The organism is Rhizobium sp. FG96, from assembly GCF_057808655.1.
On record NZ_JBMDIL010000005.1, the window covers coordinates 296,567 to 310,934 of the forward strand.

General features: G+C 59.6%; 12 protein-coding genes and 1 pseudogene. 9 read left to right on the forward strand and 4 right to left on the reverse strand.

The window, feature by feature from the left end; all coding sequences use genetic code 11:
- Position 1 precedes the first annotated feature (1 nt).
- On the reverse strand, positions 2–1,282 hold the full coding sequence (locus ACODR6_RS12260; RefSeq protein WP_203431489.1) for an ABC transporter substrate-binding protein: 1,281 nt from the start codon (positions 1,280–1,282) through the stop codon (positions 2–4).
- Between the two features lie 228 nt (positions 1,283–1,510).
- On the opposite strand from ACODR6_RS12260, the gene ACODR6_RS12265 reads away from it, so the two are divergent.
- The gene (locus ACODR6_RS12265) at positions 1,511–2,407 is read left to right on the forward strand and encodes a LysR family transcriptional regulator (protein ID WP_203431490.1); all 897 of its coding nucleotides are present in this window, start codon (positions 1,511–1,513) and stop codon (positions 2,405–2,407) included.
- Between the two features lie 405 nt (positions 2,408–2,812).
- Positions 2,813–3,127, forward strand: a complete 315-nt coding sequence (locus tag ACODR6_RS12270) for a hypothetical protein (protein ID WP_203431491.1) — start codon at positions 2,813–2,815, stop codon at positions 3,125–3,127.
- Between the two features lie 296 nt (positions 3,128–3,423).
- Here the strand turns inward: ACODR6_RS12270 and ACODR6_RS12275 are convergent, their stop codons facing one another.
- From ACODR6_RS12275 to ACODR6_RS12285, 3 genes are all read right to left on the reverse strand, one after another.
- Positions 3,424–3,819 (reverse strand): helix-turn-helix domain-containing protein, encoded by a 396-nt coding sequence (locus tag ACODR6_RS12275; protein ID WP_203431492.1) that lies wholly within the window; start codon positions 3,817–3,819, stop codon positions 3,424–3,426.
- 288 nt (positions 3,820–4,107) lie between these two features.
- Positions 4,108–6,072 carry an adenylate/guanylate cyclase domain-containing protein gene (locus ACODR6_RS12280; protein WP_203431493.1) on the reverse strand — a complete coding sequence of 655 codons (1,965 nt, stop codon included), beginning with the start codon at positions 6,070–6,072 and terminating at the stop codon, positions 4,108–4,110.
- Positions 6,072–9,737 (reverse strand): FecR domain-containing protein, encoded by a 3,666-nt coding sequence (locus ACODR6_RS12285; RefSeq protein WP_203431494.1) that lies wholly within the window; start codon positions 9,735–9,737, stop codon positions 6,072–6,074. The genes ACODR6_RS12280 and ACODR6_RS12285 overlap by 1 nt, the downstream gene beginning before the upstream one ends.
- A gap of 112 nt (positions 9,738–9,849) precedes the next feature.
- Between ACODR6_RS12285 and ACODR6_RS12290 the strand changes: the two genes are divergently transcribed.
- The 7 genes and pseudogenes from ACODR6_RS12290 to ACODR6_RS12320 all read left to right on the forward strand — a co-directional run bounded on the left by ACODR6_RS12290 (position 9,850) and on the right by ACODR6_RS12320 (position 14,031).
- Positions 9,850–10,389: a Pycsar system effector family protein gene (locus ACODR6_RS12290; RefSeq protein ID WP_203431495.1), complete on the forward strand. Its 540-nt coding sequence runs from the start codon at positions 9,850–9,852 to the stop codon at positions 10,387–10,389.
- Positions 10,390–11,081: 692 nt separating this feature from the next.
- A complete protein-coding gene (locus tag ACODR6_RS12295; protein ID WP_148195337.1) occupies positions 11,082–11,321 on the forward strand; it encodes a hypothetical protein in 240 nt (79 codons plus the stop codon).
- Positions 11,308–11,601 carry an ArsR/SmtB family transcription factor gene (locus tag ACODR6_RS12300; protein ID WP_203431496.1) on the forward strand — a complete coding sequence of 98 codons (294 nt, stop codon included), beginning with the start codon at positions 11,308–11,310 and terminating at the stop codon, positions 11,599–11,601. Before ACODR6_RS12295 ends, ACODR6_RS12300 begins: the two co-directional genes overlap by 14 nt.
- A gap of 569 nt (positions 11,602–12,170) precedes the next feature.
- Positions 12,171–12,395, forward strand: coding sequence for an alpha/beta hydrolase (locus ACODR6_RS12305; protein WP_246777727.1), 225 nt, complete (start codon positions 12,171–12,173; stop codon positions 12,393–12,395).
- Positions 12,396–12,622: 227 nt separating this feature from the next.
- Positions 12,623–12,835: pseudogene (locus ACODR6_RS12310) on the forward strand (DUF1236 domain-containing protein); the annotation flags it as partial.
- Positions 12,836–12,956: 121 nt separating this feature from the next.
- Positions 12,957–13,823: a DUF1236 domain-containing protein gene (locus tag ACODR6_RS12315; protein ID WP_203431497.1), complete on the forward strand. Its 867-nt coding sequence runs from the start codon at positions 12,957–12,959 to the stop codon at positions 13,821–13,823.
- A 55-nt stretch (positions 13,824–13,878) separates the two neighbouring features.
- Positions 13,879–14,031: a hypothetical protein gene (locus ACODR6_RS12320; RefSeq protein WP_199630027.1), complete on the forward strand. Its 153-nt coding sequence runs from the start codon at positions 13,879–13,881 to the stop codon at positions 14,029–14,031.
- Positions 14,032–14,368 lie beyond the last annotated feature (337 nt).

Genomic DNA, 14,368 nt, shown 5'->3' on the forward strand with positions numbered 1-14,368 from the left:
CTCAGCCCTTGCCACGGGCAAGCAGGTCGTTCAGCTCCTTGATGATGATAGAAGCCGCTTCCTCAGGCTCGCGCTGGCCGGAGAAGACAGCACCGAATTCCCGGTTGATGAGCGCCGTCATGCTGGAAACCGGGATCGGTGATGAAATATAGCGCTCGAAGGTCTGGGCGACCGGCAGCATGGCCACATAGCCTTGCTCGGTTGCGGGAAACTGAAGCTTAGAAAGCAAGGATTTTTGGGCGGGATACTGGTTGTATGTCTTGAAGGTCTCCGGCCCCGTCAAGTATTGGACAAATTCCCAGGCTTCCTGTTGATGCTTGCTGTTCGGGTTGATGCCAAGCGCGCGACCGCCGAGATGCGAGACGCGTTTTGCCGAACCCTGCGGGATGGGAGCGGTCAACAGCGGTTTCTCCGACTGCTTCTCTGCAGCACGGAATGTCTGCGGCGGGAAAAATGTGATCGCGCAGTCGCCGCGACCGAGACCGCCCACCAGTTCCGGATCACCCCATGCATTGACGGTAATCAGGTTTTCAGGGGCGGTGGCATCGACAAAGAATTTGTTGAAATAGTCGATTGTCTGGGTGAGCTGTTCTGGCGTGACCGAGACGGTCCATTTTCCGGAACCGTCCTGGTTTACCAGTGTCGCGCCGTTGCTCCACAGGTAGTAGTTCGCCAGGATCCACATCCCGCTGTCAGGTGAGCTGCCGGCCGGAAAGCAAAAGCCGTACTGGTCTCCGTTCGTCAGTTTCTTGGCTGCATCGGCGAGAGCCTGCCAGGTGTCTGGAAACCCTTCGACGCTGCTTGCCTGAAGTAGATCGGGGCGATACGCCATGGAGAAGGTATCGGCCGTCCATGGAACGCCGAACAGTTTCCCATCGAGCTTCGCTAGGTCGACGGCAAGGAAGTCGTCAATGCCTGCAGCGGGTGCGGCGCTTTTGATCAGCGGGTCCAGATCCAGAAGGAGCTTCGACTTCGCGAGATCACGCGTCCACACGAAGGCGAGCTGCTGTACGTCAGGCCCAGCCCCGGCAGGTACCTCACGTGCCAGCTGCGCGAGGGTGTCACCGCCCGTCATCGTCTGGAGTTTGACCTGGACATCAGGATGGCTGGAGTTCCATGCATCGACAGCCGCGATGAGCCCCGCGATTTCTGTCGGCGGATCGAATTGACGGAAGACCAGCTCGATCTTTTCCTGCGAGAGTGCGTTCCCGGCCAACATCACCGCTGAAAGCGTGGCAACACCTGCTGCCAGTATCGCACTCGCTATGCGCATCTTGATCATGCTGTCTATTCTCCCGTTGACCGTGCATGTGGCCAAACTTCACGGCCTCGCTGTTTTTTGCTTACCCTCGACCCAAGCCATCCGTATGCTATTGTTTTCACGTCATTGCGCCGCATCCGGCAAACCAAACGTTAATAGTCTACTTTTTGAGTGTAGAATGATGCGATACTACCGTCTGGTCAAATGCAAACATGCTATATGTTATGCGGATTTTGCATGGGGGAGAGGATGAAGGAACTGCGTCAATTTGTGGAGGTCGCTGATCTACGCTCAATCTCACGTGCTGCGAAAAAGCTGAACATCTCGCAGCCGGCGCTATCGCGGGCCATCCGCCAGCTGGAGGATTCCTACGGCGTTCCATTGTTCGTCCGAACGGGTGCAGGTGTGGAACTGAGTCCCTATGGGTCCGCGCTCTACAGCAAAGCTGTCCAGATATTGCCAGCGCTTGCCGAGGTGCGCGAAGAAATCGAGCATCTTCAGGGGCGCGCCAAGGCGGTGATCAGGCTGGCCACTGGTGATCTTTGGGGACTGGTCATTCTGCCCGAGATCATACGCACATTCAGCGAGAGCCATCCGGACGTCGTCGTTCAGCTCACGATCGCCGACGACGGTACACGCTTCGAGGGGTTGAGACAGGGCATCTATGATCTCGTCTTCGGCACGCTCTCTTACAAGTACGAGGCGGTTATGCAGGTGGAGTTCGAGACCTTTGTACGACAGGCGACCTATGTCTACTGCGATGCGGGACACAGGCTTGCAAAGGCACATGATATGACGATCGAGAAGTTGCTCGAAGAACGCTGGCTGAGCCCTGGCTACGGGGATGACGATGGGCCCGCAGGTCAGGTGGCATCGCTTCCTCGAGATTATGCTGTCCGAGCGGAGTCCATGACGCAGGCGCTTTTCCTCTTGCGAGGATCTCCGTTTTTGATGGCCGCGTCGACCGGCTTCGAGCGTCTCTTCAAAAGCCTTGGTATCGCGAAGGTCAACATTCCGGAGCACGGCGGTATCCAGGCATCAGGAGCAATCTGCACCGCGGCGGCATCTGCAAAGCCAGCTGTCAGAGATTTCCTTCGTCTTGTCAGAGGATCTGCTCATTCATTCGATTTGCCAGCGTTAGAATGACAGGCAGCGGGTCTCACCAACCGGCGTAGCCCCAACCTCGTCGCAAGCTTCCATCGGCTCTCAGCATCGGTGCTTCTACGCTACCCTCAACGAGAGCGCGTCGGCGATCTCAGCGGCCTCCATCCGGGCAGAAGTCTTGTAAGGGTAGTGGCTCCAGCACCACCATTCCTCACGCTCGCCTTTCCCGAAGCCGAAGCCCGCCCAATCCCCGCAACTGCATTTGCGGGCTACGAGAGTAGGGGTGCGCTGAAGCGTGGGACGGTCGAGGTCACTCATTGAATTACTCCTTGTGCGGTTTCCGTGGCCCAGAGGCAGCCAAGCTTTAATCGAAATTCCTATGTTCACATTTTGTTCTTTTTGCGATATATGTCAACCGGACTTGCCGACAACTCAATGGAGTGCGATGTGGCGAAGAAGCTAACTCTTTCGACAATCAATCGGGGCTGGCCTCATCAGATCGCGCTCTTGAAAGCACTGTCGGAAGGCGGCTTGGCAGACGAGCAAGCGCTTTACTGCAACCGTCTGCTACGCTGCAGTGTCATCCCATCGGTGACGTGCGACGGGCAGATGTTCAATATCCATTGTTTCGCCACGCGAGCGGGAGCTTCCGCATTCATGTCGAAATTTGGTGGAGAGTGGTTCGACCCTGCAAAGCGTGGCCGTGGCGAGGACGCTGACCGCTGGATCCGGAAATCCGTCGACGACCATGGTCCCGGATGAAGGCTGCTGAGCTTAAAGATATTGGCGTTCAGCAGGTGAGGTCAGCATCCGGAGCCCGTAGACCACGCATGCAGTCAACCTCTGGTCTCGGAATGCCCGGGGCCGCCTCCAATGACGCCGAACCAGATGTAAGCATCTCACGACCGGCATAAGGACAGCTCACTCCCTGCCGGAACCCTCGAAGGAACCCGGGGCGTTTGCGATGACTGCCAGGCCTGGTTCTTGATCGCTCCACTTAGCCTTCGCGCAGGCCAACATCGTCGGGCCTCTGCAAGGTCGTGCGGAGCCTCCGCATGTCACTCGTCGTGATTGCTGGCAAGGGTCTTTACCAGCGCTATCAATGAGCGTCTCACGCCGGCATCTTTGATCCTGATGAACGCCTGGTTCAGCGCAATACCCTCAGCTGTTCCAATCATGTCTTCTATCGCAGATGGCCCGACCGCCCCGTGTCGGTTTTCCTCCTCTTCGCCAAAAAGCCAGGCTGGAGTCGTCCCAAGAATATTGGCAATCTGCTGCAGACGGCTGGAGCCGATCCTGTTTGTGCCCTTTTCGTACTTTTGGACCTGCTGAAATGTGATGTCCAACTTGCCGGCCAAGCTGGTCTGCGACATGCCGAGAAGCTTTCTGCGGGTTCGTAGACGGCTTCCGACGGCAACATCGATATGAGAGGGAATAGCGGGAATTTTCGGCATGACTTTCCTGGAGAGTTGGTGTGCAACGGTTGCACTAGCGAGCGTGCGCTGTCCATGCTTTTCAGCTGGGTCGGACCTTAGTCTGATGCATGAAACGGAGTGGAGCAGCTCACGAGGCCAGAGAGTGGCGATGACGGTATGGCCACCCCCCCGATCGGTTCTTTCAGGAAGAAGCCGGTCGCGGCTTTCGCGTTGTCCGGGTGTGGCTTTGCGGCGCCTTTGTTGCGATCGATCTCATGTATCCGCGCCTTCGCATTACGATGTTCGCGTCGTTTTCTGCTCTTCGGCTCAAGTCGAGGCAAACCTCATAAGGGTATAATATCCCGAAAGTTCCGGGATCATCGCCGCCATCACGTCGAAGCGGGGATCGTCCTCGACCAGTTCGCCGGCATATTTCGCCTGCAGGAACAGCGCGTGGGCGGCGAGCGCATCGTCATTGGCCCGGTGCAGAATGGTGAAGACAGGGGCAGGGACGGTCTTGCCCTTGACGATGACGCGGTCGAGCTCGGCGATCGTGTATCTGCCGCTGACCAGGAATGCCGTGGTCTCGCCGAGCAGAAGCGCGACGCCATAATTCTTCGAGGCGCCCTCCAGCCGTGAGGCGAGGTTGACGCTGTCGCCGAGGCAGGAATAGTCGAAGCGGCGGGTGGAGCCCATATTGCCGACGACGCATTCGCCGGTATTGATGCCGACGCCCATCTTCAGCACATGCAGCGGCGTGCCAAAGGCCTTGGCTTCGGCTTCCAGCTCGCGATTGAGCTTGGTGATCTCCTCCTGCATCGCCAGCGATGCGGTGACGGCATGCATGGCATGATCGGGATCGTCGAGCGGCGCGTTCCAGAAGGCCATGATGCAGTCGCCCATATATTTGTCGATCGTGCCGCCATGGTTCATCACCACTTCGGACAGCGGCGTCAGCAGCCGGTTGATCAGCGTCGTCAGCTGCTCAGGATCGTCCTTCATCGTCTCGGCGATGGTCGTGAAGCCGCGCACATCCGAAAACAGCACCGACAGCGTGCGCCGCTCGCCACCGAGCTTCAGCTGCGAGGGGTCTTCCGTCAGCCGCTTGACGAGTTCCGGCGAGATATATTGCGAGAAGGCGCGGGTGATCTGCTGCTTGTTGCGACGCTCCTCGGCGAAGTCGAAGGCAGCCTGGCCGAAGGCGACGGCGATATAGGCGATCGAGGGCCCAAGCGGTGAGACGAAGACATGGCCGAAGCGGATGCCGGCGAAGCTTGCGGTAGCGAAGACGCCGATCGCGGCAATCGCGGCTGCGAGTGTCAGCCAGCTGGTGGAGCGCCAGACCGTTGCCGCCGCGAGGATCGCCGCGACGAGGATCGCCAGTGCCACGAGCGGCAGCGCGCCCCTGGCGATATAGAAGCGATGGACGATATTGTCGTAGATCGTTGCCTGGAGCTCGACGCCAGCCACCAGCTTGCCGGTGTGGACGGTATAGGGTGTCGCAAAGGTATCGGCGCCGCCCTTGTCGATCTCGGGTGCGTTCTGCAGGCTGAGGCCGACGAGCACAACGCGATTCCTGAAGAAATCAGGGGGCAGGAAAGTCGGCGGATCGAGCGCCTGATAATAAGAGACCGTCGGGTAGCTGCGGGCCGGGCCGAAGGACTGGATCATTGCGCCCGCGGGCGGCATCGCGGCCGCCTTTCCCGCAGCGGCCGCCAGCATCACGGCAAAGCCGTCGCGATAGGCGGGAATGGTGCGGAAGGTGCCATCGCCGCCAAGCTCGATCGAGGCGATGCCGGTTCTGGCACCGGCGGCCGTGAACTGCGGCATCGGCGTGGTGCGGATCAGCTGATCGGCCTGCGGCGCCTGGATCAGCGTTTCATCACCGGCGAGCACCAGATCGGGTGCAGAGGCTGCGGTGATTGCCGCGTCATTCTCGGGAGACGACGGCTCGGCCATGATGATGTCGAGGCCGATCGCCTTGGCGCCGGCGGCCCGCAGCGCCTTGATCAGGTCGGCATGCAGGCGGCGCGGCCAGGGCCATTGGGCGTTGATCTGCGCCAGCGCCGGTTCGTCGATCGCGACGATGACGGGCGCATCCTCGGGCGGCAGCGGATCATCGACCGTCGAGAGATAGTCGAAGCTCCGGAGTTCGAGCAGCGACCAGGCCGGCAGCCGCGACAGAAACGAAATCGCCACCAGCGTCGCCAGAACGAGCACGGCAAGCCTGACCGGCCGGCTGCTGAACGGCCAGCCGGGAGCGCGGATGGACTGGCGGGGATTGGAGCGCATCAGAAGCGGATCTTCAGGCTGCCCTTGACCGCACGCCCCCAGCCCGGCACGCCGGGCGCAACCTCGAAATCCTCGTCGAGAAGATTGAAGGCAGACGCTTCGAGGGCGAACCGCTTGTCGAGCGGCTCCCAGATCATGTTGGCGTCGAGGGTCCAGTAGTCGTCAAGTTTAACGGTCGTGAAGGGACCGAGTTGCCCCTCGCGTGTGCCTATGTAGTTGGCCGCGAGTGTTGCTTTGACATTGGCTTCGTTGACCCAAGTGACAGCAAGCTGGGCACTGCGTTCCGGCACATAAGGCAAAGCCTCACCGAAGCCAATGTTGCTCGCATCCTCGTTTTTGGAGTGCGCATAGGCAACCGTTGCAGAGATACCAAAGCCGTAGGAGAGAGCAACGTTGGCTGTGGCACTTAGCCGATCAAGTCTACCATCACTGATGCTGATGCCCCCTGGAAGATAGGGAACAAAGGGGCTGGTGATCGGATAACCCAGGTTCAGATCCTTGATCTGCTGATGCTGGTATTCGACACTCGTGAAGAAGCTATCGGTCCACTGCGCGTCCCATTGTACCGCAATGGTGTCGGTGTATCCGTCGTTGCCCGAGTATAGCTGGTTTGATTGCAGGCCCAGAACGCCAATCGGCGACAGCGTCGGGCTGCCAAGGTCGAAGCTCTGGCGCATGTAGGCAACACGTAACCACTGGCCGTCGGAAGGTGTCCAAGCGACACCAAGGCGAGGCTCAATCCTAGCCGTGTCTGTTGTCTCGCCATCCACTAACGTTCCGAAGATTGCATACTCGGCTTTCAGCGTGGGAGTGATTTCATGAAGCAGGTCGATATAGGCACGGCCAAGACCGATTGCTTCATCAGTTCCGGCCGCGAAAGGAAATGAATCCGACGCCTCTGCATGGATGACACCGCCTTCCAGGCCGTACCGCCAAGTTAAATCATCACTTCCGTAGAGGTGGTTGATCGCAACTATATAGTTCTGTTGAGAACTTGTCGCAAAGCGCCCTGTAACTGGTGGTATGCCAAAACCTTGGGTAATGCGCTGTTCACTATCGGTATAGAAGAAAGCTGAATTTACAACGTTGCGGTACCCGAAGGTATGGCTCCAACCAATCCCGGCCGCAGTCTCCCTTGAGTTGACCCTGTCGCTTTCGTTGTACGGCACACCGCCCGGTGCGAAGGGGAAATCGATAGTTTGATCGATCCGGCTATCGCTATGATTGGCGTAGAGGACGAAGCGATCGTCGGGATTTGGCGTTGCGGTCAAATACGCATTACCGGACCAGTTTTTGATATCGCCATTGTTGGTTCCAGGCCCGAGCAAACCGACTAGAGATTGACCATAATCGCCGCCATACGGCGTCTGCACCCACGTCAAGTTCAGATACCCGCTCACCGGGAACGGGGCATTGGCAAAACCCTGCAGTTCCGCTTCACCTGTCGGCTTCGTCTCGCCAGCCGAATTGATAAAGCCCGCGCCAAGCGACCCTTCAAGAAAAGGCCGCCGCAGGAGGTTGGCAGAGCGCGAGCGGCCGGACAGCATGTGTGGATCGAGCAGTAGACCCTGCAAGAGCGCCGAGAAGCTGTTCGAGTTCAGCTTGTAGAGATCGATCTCGTCGTCGAAGATCTCGGTATTGGCGAAGGGGCGGATGTTGCCGCGGATCGACTGGTCGACATAGCCGCTGCCGGCGAAGGGGTCGAAGACCGCATCGCCGTAATAGCGGCCCCAGGCGTTGAGGCCGCGCAGGCGGAAGGCGTTGTTGAGCGTCGAGCCGGCATCCTGATTGGCGCCGAGCGAGCCGTAGTGGCCGCCGCGGGCCTTGGAGCGGCGCAGGAATTCCTGGGCATTCTCAAGCGCGCCATCCGGATCGTAATCGTCGATCGCGACGGCGGTGCGGAATGACGAGATTACCGGATCGTTCTTGTCCAGCCGGTCGGCATTATCCAGCGCCTGTTCGGAGAGGACGCGGTCGCCCTTTTCATAGTGGCCGGCGGCGAGCATCAGCTGCGCCTGCGAATGTGCCGGATTGGCTGTCGAGGATGCCAGGAGATCGTCGATCGCCTTGTCCATCTCGCCCATCTGCAGATAGTAGCGGCCGCGGGCGAGAAGGGCGATGTCGAAGGCCGGGTCGGCGGCGAGCGCGAGGTCGATTTCGCGCTTGGCTTCCTTCATCCGCGATTGATCGAGATAGAGAATTGCCAGATTGGCGTGGCCGATCGGATCGTCGGGATCGAGCTCGATCGCTTTCTTCAGCGCGGCTTCGGCTTCGCGCGAGGCGCCGCGGGCATCCTGCAGCAGACCGAGGTCGTTCCAGGCCATGGATGAGCCGGGCGCCACTCCGATCGCCGCGTTCAAGTCGGCGAGGGCGCCTTCGAGATCGCCCTGATAATCGGCGCGCATGCGGGCGCGGGCCTGCAGGGCGTTCGGGTCCTGCGGGTCGATCGCCAGCGAGCGGGCGATTGCATCCTGCATCTGGACGCGGTCGTTGATCAGAAGCGCGAGCTGGGCGCGCAGCGCCGGAAGCGTCGAGTCGTCAGGATAGCGCGCCTCGGCTTGCTTCATCGTGGCGATCGCTGCCGGGATGTCTTCGAGGAAGCCTGCCGTATAAGCCTTCATCACCGCGGCGTAGGGGCCGGTGACGCTCGCCGGCGGCTTCTCGTTGCGGGAGGGATCGCGGAGCGACCGGGCGTAATAGCCGCCGTAGGCTGCGATGCCGCGGCGCAGCGGATCGAGGGAGCGTTCGGCTCTGGCAAAGAGTTTTGCCGCATCGTCATAGCGCTTCTCGGCGCCGGCGATCAGCGCCTCGATGAGATCGGCGCGGGCGCGCTGGGAGGCGGAGAGACGGGAGGCGCGGGCCTGCGCCAGGGATTCCAGCGCTTTCCTGCGGCCATCGAGCGAGAGCTGCACTTCGGCAAGCGTCAACCAATCCTCGGCGCTGCGGGTGCCGGGCGCCTTGGCCTCGATGCGGCTGCGCTCGCTGCGCATCTTCTGCACCGGAAGCGGCGAGGCGGGCATGAAGGTGAAGCCGCTGCGCAGCGTCAGGTAGAAGAGCATCTGCTCGCGATCATCCGGCGTGACGATGACGAGCTTGCGCGGCGCCTGGCCGATGGTGGCGACCGCGCCTTCGCCCTCGGCCACCTGGACGCTGCCGTAGTCGTTCTTTAGCTCGACCTGTCCCTCGAGAACGATCAGCGAGGTCTGGTCGCCCTTGACAGTCAGCGTCCAGTCCGTGCCGCGGATCGCGGCGGCCGCTGCCGGGGTCTCGACCGTCAGCCCCGTGCCGCCGCGCTGGGCGCGGGCCCACATGGTACCGGATTGCAGGTTGAGGATCGTGTCGCCGTCGCGCGCCATCTTCTTGACCTGCAGCGCCGAATTGCGGCCGAGGCGAACCTGGGTGCGGTCGGCAAAGAGGATAGCGAGCTGGCCGGATGCATTGGTGCGCAGCACGTCGCCGCCGAGCAGATCCTGGTGCAGGTCGACATTCTGCCAGTTCGACAGATCGACGAAGCGGACTTCCTCGCCCATCTTGCGATCGATGACGGAACCGGCTGCCGGTTCGGCGCGCAAAACAGGGTCGGCCGCTGCCGGCCGCGCAGCAAAAGACGCCGCCACAGTCAACGCCATCACGGCGGACATGGAATTCGTAAATCTACCCCTCATAGAAAAGCGTTTGTCTTTGGTGCCGCCAAAAGTCAAGCAGAGTTCTACTTATGCTCTTGCTTTGGTTGTGAAGTGTAATATCAGGGAAACACTTTGCGGCGGAGGTAAGTGCGTGGCGGATTTCGAAAGTGCGACTGAACTGATGATGAGCGATCCCACGACAGGGGATATCGGATCGGAATATTTCGACCATATCAAGAAGATAAACGACATCTTCTACGATCAGATCAAGATATCCGATCAGAAGGCGGCTTACATCTTCACCTTCATGCTTGCCTTTCTCGTCAGCTCCAGCGAGGTACGCGCGGTCTTTACATGGACGCGCTATGCGGACGGAAACCTGCAGCACATTCTGTTCTCCGGTCTGCTTGCAGCGGCGTCCGTCTTCTCGATCCTGTCAGCGATCCTGGTGGTGCTGCCGCGCCATCTCACGAAGTCCACCTCGCTATTCTGGGGCACCTGGGGCGAGCACCGGCAGCTCTTCTGGGACGCGGCGACACGGCGCGACGAGCGCTATCTCTTCGCCGAATATCTCGACAATGCCGATATTCTCTCCACCATTGCGCGCGGCAAGTATCGCTGCGTCACACTCGCCTTTCGCGGATTGATGGTCACCGTCATCGCTTATGTGCTGCTTCTGATCGCCGGGTGAGGGTGAAACTCACACCCAATCTCTCGATAAAATCAATTTCGAAGAAGGGCTCCTTCTGGTCTTAAACCGTATCTGTGTGCTGCCTCGACGCTTCGGCTGCACGACACGTCCCAGCCGGCATCGGCAGCGAGTTGCTTAACAGCAATGTCTCGCAGGTGAGGGCATCGATGGATTAGACCGCGCCGCGAACGAATGATTAGGAGGCGGTTTCCGGTGAATTTGTCGGATCGTTTCCGGAACACGCTCTGGGGCGGAGGTAAAAGAGCTCTCAGTCGCCCGCGCCACAGACTGGCGAGCAGAGCGCACGCGCGGGCAATCAGGCAGACGGCGAGCCGCTGCTAGGCTCTGCAAGAATTTTCGCCTTATCGAAGCGCTGACAGCATCCGCGCGTCGCGGAAATCTCGCGGAACTTTTTCACATGGCGCTCATTCATATGGGACGCTGGAGAAATAAAATGTTCGCCCTTCTGACAATACTGACAGTCCTTATCGCGACCATGTTTGTGGGACTGGTAGCCTCGACCTTGAGAGAATTGCGCAACGAAAGCGCTGATCCGGGCGAAAGAGCGCTCTGGAAGACGAGCCGCTAAGCTCGACTTCGATCTTCGGTACGATCTCCGCTGGCAATTGACTGCAGTCGCCCTATCTGAAAGTCAGGCGGTACCATTTCCGGTCCTCCCTCGGAGGAATAGTATGGACCGACCAGAGCTCGAAACCGAAAAGTTTTACTGGGCTCGCCGACGAGGCAGCAGCCGTACCGAGATTGTCATGGTTTCATCCGTTTTCGGTGGAGAGCGCGAATTTTGGACTGTCGCGGTGATGGGCTCTGAAAGCCACGCGATGCTTGATAACTTTGAGTTCTTCTCCGCCGTTGATTGTCCGGCTGGTCTCCACTACAGTCCCTCCCTTCAGGATCTTGATGATCGACATTAATCCCGATCAGCGCGCCTTGTTCCGGGCGCTACTTTCCCATCCCCTGAAGCTTAGGCTCGCTAAGGCGGTATCGGAAGGCGAATTACGTGCCGAGCAGATTGTTCGGCTTTGCGACCGGAGCCGATCGACTGCAACCGCTCATCTACGCGAGCTGCGCAAGGCCGGCCTGATCAGAACGCGGAGATGCGGCCGAACAGTATTCTACCATTGTGCCTCCGAAGAGATAAGATCTTGGATCGACAGCTTCCAGCCAGACTCCTCGGATCGACAGCCTGTATGACCGCATTAACCGAGGTCGTCATGGGCCTTCTCCAATCGGCAGCGGCAGCGGTGTGACAGCCGGAGAGCGGCCTGTCGGTCGCAGTTGCAGCGCCTGATCGACAAGCAGCTTCGTTGCACGAGATCTGTGGTTCATTCCCTCGCATTCAAAGCAGCCAACCTCAGTTTGCAAAGTCGCGCGCTCTCCTCCCGGAGATGCCGCTCTTCATCTGCGGCGTCTGCTACAATCTTGTTCGTGCGTTCGAAGGCCGCTGAACGCTGTTGCACGGCCAGCGTCTTCCTGATCCTGGTTACCATGACAGCCATTCGTGAAGGTTTCCTCAGATGTGGGGAAGTCGAGAGGGCGCTTCAACGGCTTCGGGCCCCGTGTCCAGTAGCGTATGGCCAGCCTTTCCTCCTTGCGGAGGCGCTGCATGTAAACCATCTACGATCTGCCACCCCATCATCACGTGAGCTTCCGCAGCGGTATCCGCCGCCGTCTGCGTGACGGCTTATGTGTGGGGTGAGACGGCTGCTCGCTTCCTTAATGTCGAGCGCCGTCGGGCCATTCCGCAACCTCCAGGATCGGTCATGTCATCCCTCGACCACCTCGTCATCCTCCTGCATGGCATCGGCGCGTCTGGCGGGCAGCTCATGCCGCTGGCCAAATCATGGCGCGTCAGTCTGCCGAAAACGCGGATCGCTGCCCCAGACGCTCCCCTGCATCACTGGCGCGGCCACCAGTGGTTTTCGACGACGGCAATCCGCTTGAACCAGCGAATGTCATGGCCGCGCGTGAAGCATTTGACGAACTGATGATCGAGGCGGGCCTTCGCTCCAAACGGCGAATTGCAGAGGCATCGGACTAAGGTCGAATTGACCCCGGACTGAGGTCCGGGGTCTGGAACGAGTGCGCGGTGCGAAAGTTTGGCCTTCCCGGTGGAACGGTCCATCAAAAAGGAGGAAACATCATGAATATCAGAGCAGCAATCGCCGCCGCCGCGCTTATGACTTCGAGCGTTGCATTTGCACAGTCGGCCATGCCGTCGGAGAAGGTAATCACCTTCGTCCAAAAGGCTCCTGCTCCCGAGGAACGCGTGGTTGTCAAGGAGAAGATCGTTGTCGGACAGGCTCTTCCTGACACCGTCGTGGTGACGCCGATCCCCGACGAAACTGGCTATGCCTACGCCATCGTCAACGATGAGCGCGTGATCGTCGAACCTTCCACCCGGAAGGTCATCCAGGTCATCCAGTAAGACAGTTCCGCCGTGATCGTCGGGCGGCGACAGCCGTCTACCATCAACAAGTGGCCACGCCTGCCGCGACACAAGCGTTCGTTACGGCCGGCGCTGCCTCTTAGAATTTGGAGATTATGTCATGAAACGAACCCATCTCGCCGCTGTGCTGGCCGCGTTATCTCTAAGCGTTTCGCCGTTAGCGACCACTCCGGCCGCCGCACAAAGCGGCACGAAAACGCAGTCAGGCGCTCAATCCGGTTCCCAGTCAGGCGCGACCTCGACCAATGCCGTCTCTGGGTCCCAGTCAAGTCAGTCGGATGCCGGCTCGCATGCCTCCGGCACGGATTGCACTCCCGACGCGTCAGGCGCATGTCCGCAAACCAAGGATCAAGCCAAGCAGAAGAGCGACGAAGGGTCCGATGGGCAGGAGAGCAGGACAAAGCAGTCGACCGATGGTGCAAGCGGAACTGAGCCCGGGAAACCCTCTGCCGACATGAAGAAGACGTCTGCATCGCAAGACGCCTCCAGCGGCACGATGACCGAGCAGAAGGCGAAGTCTGGCACCAACGACGCGGCGACGGACGCGAATAACGGCACCACAAAGAACTCCACCACGTCTGGCACGAGCCCTCAAGGTGGTGACGCTTCCAAGAGTTCTGCCGATCAGAACACCTCCACTCATAAGTCAACCGAGGCGAACGTCAATAACAGCACGACAAGCAACGAGACGACCAATTCCAAGACCAACGTCAACGTGACCGTCGAACAGCGCACTGAAATCCGACAGGTGATCCAGGAAGTCCACGTTGCACCGGTCAAAGAAGTCGACTTCACGGTTTCCGTCGGCACAACTATCCCTAAGCGGGTTCACCTTGAGAGGCTGCCGCCGCGAATCGTTAAGATCGTACCGGCGTATGAAGGCTACCGCTTTTTCCTCCTTGCGGACGGCCGGATCGTCATCGTCGATCCGGACGCGCTGACGATCGTCTACATCATCGAGGCCTAGCAGGCAGTACCCGGCGGCGTCACTTTGCGCCGTCGGGGCCGCTGGAGGAATGTCCATGATCTACGGTGAAGAAAAATCATCAGGTATCGGTTTCCCGTTAATCGTCATTGTCATCGCTATCGCCTGCGTCTGTGGGGGCTTGGTGCTGACGACGGAGCGCCCGTCGCCCGCCCGCGTCTTCGTCCCCGCGGCTGGCATATCACCGTGATAGGCTATTAACACAAAGAGCATCAGACCCCAATCCGAGCTGATGAGGGATGCCTGACCACCTCACCGTGGAACATGATCATTGACCGATAAGGCACCCTATATGCGACAACAAAGGCGAGCGGCGATCCCATGACGAGCCGCTCGCCACGCGCGTTCACAAAGCGCTGTCGAACTTTGGGCGACGATCTACCCGAGGTCCCGCGCTCCGATTTTCTCGTTTTCTACGTGATCGGCGTGACTATTGCGCACCCCGCCGTTGAGCTTTTGGAGAGAAGGCGTCCGGTGACAGCGGCCTAATCGTTGTGATGTCGGAGCTTACGAGTCTCGCCTGAGTG

Bases quoted from the DNA above. Each gene is read 5' to 3' on its own strand.
- ACODR6_RS12285 (WP_203431494.1), bottom strand. From the start codon at position 9,737: ATGAGGGGTAGATTTACGAATTCCATGTCCGCCGTGATGGCGTTGACT.
- ACODR6_RS12265 (WP_203431490.1), top strand. From the start codon at position 1,511: ATGAAGGAACTGCGTCAATTTGTGGAGGTCGCTGATCTACGCTCAATC.
- ACODR6_RS12280 (WP_203431493.1), bottom strand. From the start codon at position 6,072: ATGCGCTCCAATCCCCGCCAGTCCATCCGCGCTCCCGGCTGGCCGTTC.
- ACODR6_RS12315 (WP_203431497.1), top strand. From the start codon at position 12,957: ATGAAACGAACCCATCTCGCCGCTGTGCTGGCCGCGTTATCTCTAAGC.
- ACODR6_RS12275 (WP_203431492.1), bottom strand. From the start codon at position 3,819: ATGCCGAAAATTCCCGCTATTCCCTCTCATATCGATGTTGCCGTCGGA.
- ACODR6_RS12295 (WP_148195337.1), top strand. From the start codon at position 11,082: ATGGACCGACCAGAGCTCGAAACCGAAAAGTTTTACTGGGCTCGCCGA.
- ACODR6_RS12305 (WP_246777727.1), top strand. From the start codon at position 12,171: ATGTCATCCCTCGACCACCTCGTCATCCTCCTGCATGGCATCGGCGCG.
- ACODR6_RS12260 (WP_203431489.1), bottom strand. From the start codon at position 1,282: ATGATCAAGATGCGCATAGCGAGTGCGATACTGGCAGCAGGTGTTGCC.
- ACODR6_RS12320 (WP_199630027.1), top strand. From the start codon at position 13,879: ATGATCTACGGTGAAGAAAAATCATCAGGTATCGGTTTCCCGTTAATC.
- ACODR6_RS12300 (WP_203431496.1), top strand. From the start codon at position 11,308: ATGATCGACATTAATCCCGATCAGCGCGCCTTGTTCCGGGCGCTACTT.